At 72.5% G+C, this 3,959-nt stretch carries 6 protein-coding genes; 3 read left to right on the plus strand and 3 right to left on the minus strand.

Annotated features, from left to right (window positions below):
- Window positions 1-111: 111 nt before the first annotated feature.
- Window positions 112-876, minus strand: a complete 765-nt coding sequence (locus tag MXD57_RS31095; RefSeq protein WP_250405559.1) for a class I SAM-dependent methyltransferase — start codon at window positions 874-876, stop codon at window positions 112-114.
- 100 nt (window positions 877-976) lie between these two features.
- Here MXD57_RS31095 and MXD57_RS31100 point away from each other — a divergent pair, with 100 nt between their 5' ends.
- A complete protein-coding gene (locus tag MXD57_RS31100; protein WP_250405560.1) occupies window positions 977-1,606 on the plus strand; it encodes a CGNR zinc finger domain-containing protein in 630 nt (209 codons plus the stop codon).
- Here the strand turns inward: MXD57_RS31100 and sodX are convergent.
- Window positions 1,510-1,944 (minus strand): nickel-type superoxide dismutase maturation protease, encoded by a 435-nt coding sequence (gene sodX, locus MXD57_RS31105; protein ID WP_250405561.1) that lies wholly within the window; start codon window positions 1,942-1,944, stop codon window positions 1,510-1,512. The genes MXD57_RS31100 and sodX overlap by 97 nt on opposite strands.
- A 144-nt stretch (window positions 1,945-2,088) precedes the next feature.
- On the opposite strand from sodX, the gene sodN reads away from it, so the two are divergent.
- Window positions 2,089-2,484: a superoxide dismutase, Ni gene (gene sodN, locus MXD57_RS31110; RefSeq protein ID WP_030928916.1), complete on the plus strand. Its 396-nt coding sequence runs from the start codon at window positions 2,089-2,091 to the stop codon at window positions 2,482-2,484.
- Between the two features lie 70 nt (window positions 2,485-2,554).
- Here the strand turns inward: sodN and MXD57_RS31115 are convergent, their stop codons facing one another.
- Window positions 2,555-2,992, minus strand: a complete 438-nt coding sequence (locus tag MXD57_RS31115; RefSeq protein WP_250405562.1) for a VOC family protein — start codon at window positions 2,990-2,992, stop codon at window positions 2,555-2,557.
- 306 nt (window positions 2,993-3,298) lie between these two features.
- On the opposite strand from MXD57_RS31115, the gene MXD57_RS31120 reads away from it, so the two are divergent.
- Complete coding sequence (locus MXD57_RS31120; RefSeq protein WP_250405563.1) at window positions 3,299-3,697, plus strand: helix-turn-helix transcriptional regulator; 399 nt, start codon at window positions 3,299-3,301, stop codon at window positions 3,695-3,697.
- Window positions 3,698-3,959 lie beyond the last annotated feature (262 nt).

Below are 3,959 nucleotides of genomic sequence, written 5' to 3' on the forward strand. Positions count from 1 at the left end.
TGTCGGGCGGGTGGGGGGGGGTGCCCCCCCCCCACCGGCCCTTTTCGCCGCTCCGTACCCGTGCGCCACGGGGAACCGGATGCCTCCCGCTCGGTCGAGGCGCCGTGGACGTCACCTGACCGCGAGCAGCAGCGTGTCCGAGGGCGAGCACCACACCGGCCGCGCCTCCTCGAAGCCCTGCTCGCGCAGCACGCGCGCGTGCCACGCCGCCGACGGCATGTCGCCGTCGGCGTGCTCACCGTAGATCTCGAAGCGGCGGGCCGTCGGCTCGGCCAGGACCGGGTCCTGGGCGGCCGCCCGCCACCACTCGGCCCAGTCCGGCGCGCCGTCCCGCTTGGCCTGATCCATGCGGACGTGCCGCTGGGCGCGTTCGGCGGCGTTGATCCGCGGGGTGCTCTCGTCGATCATGTGGTCCGCGTTCATGAACACACCGCCGGCGCGCACCAGCCCGGCGAGCCGCCCGTAGAGCGCCGCGAGGGGATCGCTGCGCAGCCAGTGCAGGGCGGTGGCGGTCAGCACCGCGTCGTAGGAGTCGTGCGGCAGCCGCCCCGGCCAGTCGGGGTCCTTGAGGTCGGCGGTGACGAAGGAGGCGCGGTCGTCGCCCTCGAAGGTGCCGCGGGCGATGGTGAGCAGGGCGGGGTCGAGGTCCACGCCGGTGCTGGTGGCGTCGGGGAAGCGGGCCAGCAGCCGGGCGGTGATGGTGCCGGTGCCGCAGGCGAGGTCGAGTACGCGCGGCGCCGTGCCGACGAGCGCCTCGACCATGTCGAGCATGATGCGGAACCGCTCCTCGCGGTCCGGCATGTACCACTCCTGCTGCCGGTCCCAGCTCTCCTGCCAGGCGGCCCAGTCGGTGCCGGTGGTGGTACTCGTGGTCATGGGAACCCCGTCTCCTCATACGCGCGTAATACCCTGGAAGCACGACCGGCTGTTACCCGACCGCAGACTCGACCATAGAGCGCCTCCGTAAGGACTACAAGTGGAACTGGCCTATTACTCGGACTACGCCGTACGTCTCGTCAACAGCGAGGAGCCGGTCCGGGGCAAGGACTCCCTGACGTCGGTCGAGGCCGTCCGCGACCTCTTCGGCGCCAACGCCTCGGCGGCCCGCCGCGCCACCGACACCGACGTCACCCGCTTCCGCTCGGTGCGGTCCCGGCTGCGTTCGGTCTTCGATGCGGCCGACAAGGGCGACGAGACCCTCGCGGTCGACCTCCTCAACTCGCTGCTGCTGGAGTTCCCGGTCAGTCCGCAGATCTCCGGCCACGACCACCGCGACGAGGACGGCCGCCCGCTGTGGCACATGCACCTCGCCGACCACCCCTCCAACGCCACCGCCGGCTACGCGGCCATCGCGGCGATGGGCCTGGCCTTCCACCTGACCGAGTACGGCGTCGACCGGCTGGGACTCTGCCAGGCGGCCCCGTGCCGCAACGCCTACCTCGACACGTCCACGAACCGCTCCCGGCGCTACTGTTCCGACCGCTGCGCGACCCGCGCCAACGTGGCCGCCTACCGCGCCCGCAAACGCCTGGAGGCCGACCGGTCGGCGAACAGCGGGCGCACCGCGGAGAACGCCCAGCGCGCGAGCGCCAGCGGCGAACGCTGACCGGGCCGCGGCGGCCGGTAGCGCAGCCTCGCCCGGCCCAGGACCAACTCGTCGGGCACCACCCCGTAGTCGGTGCTGTCGCCGCCGGCGTAGGGGTTGTCCCCGAGCACCCACCAGCCGCCCTCGCGCCGCTCCACGGCACGCTTGACGACGAGCAGGTCCTGCTGGAAGGGATGCCGCAGCACCACGACGTCCCCGGACCGGACCGCCGCCCCGTAGCGCAGGAGCAGCCGGTCCCCGTGGTGCAGCGTGGGCACCATGGACGGACCCGTCACCTCGGCCAGCCCGAAGGGCGGCCCGGTCCTCCCCCGCTCGCTCTCCCGTGACAGCTCCGGCATCCCGGCACCTCCCCGGTCCGTTCCTCCACCAGTCCCAGTGTGACCCTGGACTTTTGTCCTAAGCCCTAGGGGGCACTCACGAAAACAGGCCCCTCAGGGAGTAATGTCGCACCTGAGAAGACGATCACGAGGAAGGAATGCTCCATGCTTTCCCGCCTGTTTGCCCCCAAGGTCAAGGTCAGCGCGCACTGCGACCTGCCCTGCGGCGTGTACGACCCGGCCCAGGCCCGCATCGAGGCGGAGTCGGTGAAGGCCGTCCAGGAGAAGATGGCCGGCAATGACGACCCGCACTTCCAGGCGCGTGCCACCGTCATCAAGGAGCAGCGCGCCGAGCTGGCGAAGCACCACGTCTCCGTGCTGTGGAGCGACTACTTCAAGCCCCCGCACTTCGAGAAGTACCCGGAGCTGCACCAGCTGGTCAACGACGCCCTGAAGGCCCTCTCGGCCGCCAAGGGGTCCACCGACCCGGCCACGGGCCAGAAGGCGCTGGACTACATCGCGCAGATCGACAAGATCTTCTGGGAGACCAAGAAGGCCTGATCTCACGATCACGCCTTGCGACCCGTTTCCCGGGTCGCCGGGTCCGCCTCCCCGCACCCGGGTCGCGCGGTCAGACCGCCGGTGGCGGATCCTCCCCGAAGACCCAGGGCGCCAGTACGACCTGCCAGCCGTCCGGGTCCTCGAAGAGGACGGCGCCGCGTTCGGTCCAGTAGGGGTTCGCCGCGGGGACCGGGCCATGCCCGTGCCCGGCCAGCCGGCGGGCGGCGACGGCCACCGCCTCGGGGCCGCGCAGGTAGAGGACGAGCTGGTTCTCCGGGTGCGGCTCGGGGATGCGGGGCGGATCGCCGTGCTGGAGGAGCTCCATGTGCACCGGGGTGCCGGGCAGGCCGAGGACGATGCCGTCGTAGCCCGCGTGGCCGCGCCACTGGGCGAGCACGGGCAGACCGAGGACGTCCCGGTAGAAGACCACGACGTCGTCGTAGTGCGCGGTGGGCCGGGCGAAGCGGACGGCACCCACGTCGAGGTGACCGGGCCAGGAATGTGTCATGGGACGAGGCTGGCACGCGTCGGCGGGGCGCGGATCGGGCCGCGGACCTACAGCGGCGGACCGATGCCGCCGGGCGTCCGCACCATGAGCGCGGCGACCGGGTCCCGGGCTTCCCGAAGAGGCCGTGGCGCTCGCGGGGCCTGCGGGCGACCGCCGCCCCGCGGGACGTTCCGGGCGGCGGTCGCCCCCCTGGTTCGCGGGTTCACGGCGCGGTCCGCTCGGCCGGGTCCGTCCGCCGGCCGCCCGCTGTCGTCCCCCCGTGTCCATGGCTGGAGTGTCGCGGTCGCTCCGTGCCAAGCTGTCGGGGTGAGCCTGGAGGACCTGGTACGGCTGCGGCGGGTGCGCGACCGCATGGACCGTGAGTACGCGGAGCCGCTCGACATGACCGAGCTGGCCCGGGGCGCCCATATGTCGCCCGGCCACTTCCAGCGCAGCTTCCGCAAGGCGTACGGGGAGACGCCGTACAGCTATCTGATGACCCGCCGTGTAGAACGGGCCAAGGCGCTGCTGCGGCGCGGCGACCTCACGGTGACCGAGGTGTGCTTCGCCGTCGGCTGCACGTCCCTGGGCTCCTTCAGCTCCCGCTTCACCGAGCTGGTCGGCCGGACGCCGAGCGCCTACCGGGCCGGCTCACACGAGGAGAGCGCGGTGATCCCGTCCTGTGTGGCCCGCTCGTTCACCCGGCCGCGCCGCCGGCCTTACTGAACGGCCCCGGCCGGCGCACCGCGGAGGCCACCGCGGCGATCACTCGGGCGACCGGCTTCGGCCGGGACCTGCGCGCGGGGCGGTCCGGCTGGGCCTAGTGCTGTGACCGGAGAGGTTTGCCGGAAGGCTCGCGGCGTCCGGTGCGGTGCAGCGCAAGGCGGAGCATCGTCCGCGTACTGGACGTACTCGGGTGATGCGACAACGCGGCGAGGTGCCGTGCCGGACGCCGCGCGCCGGTGAACCTTTCCGGTCACAGCACTAG

Origin of the sequence: Streptomyces cellostaticus (assembly GCF_023630175.1) — a bacterium.
Lineage (GTDB): Bacteria > Actinomycetota > Actinomycetes > Streptomycetales > Streptomycetaceae > Streptomyces > Streptomyces cellostaticus_A.

What these genes read in the sequence shown, in the direction of transcription:
- MXD57_RS31095 (WP_250405559.1), bottom strand. Translation starts at nt 876, where the DNA reads ATGACCACGAGTACCACCACCGGCACCGACTGGGCCGCCTGGCAGGAG.
- sodX (WP_250405561.1), bottom strand. Translation starts at nt 1,944, where the DNA reads ATGCCGGAGCTGTCACGGGAGAGCGAGCGGGGGAGGACCGGGCCGCCC.
- sodN (WP_030928916.1), top strand. Translation starts at nt 2,089, where the DNA reads ATGCTTTCCCGCCTGTTTGCCCCCAAGGTCAAGGTCAGCGCGCACTGC.
- MXD57_RS31115 (WP_250405562.1), bottom strand. Translation starts at nt 2,992, where the DNA reads ATGACACATTCCTGGCCCGGTCACCTCGACGTGGGTGCCGTCCGCTTC.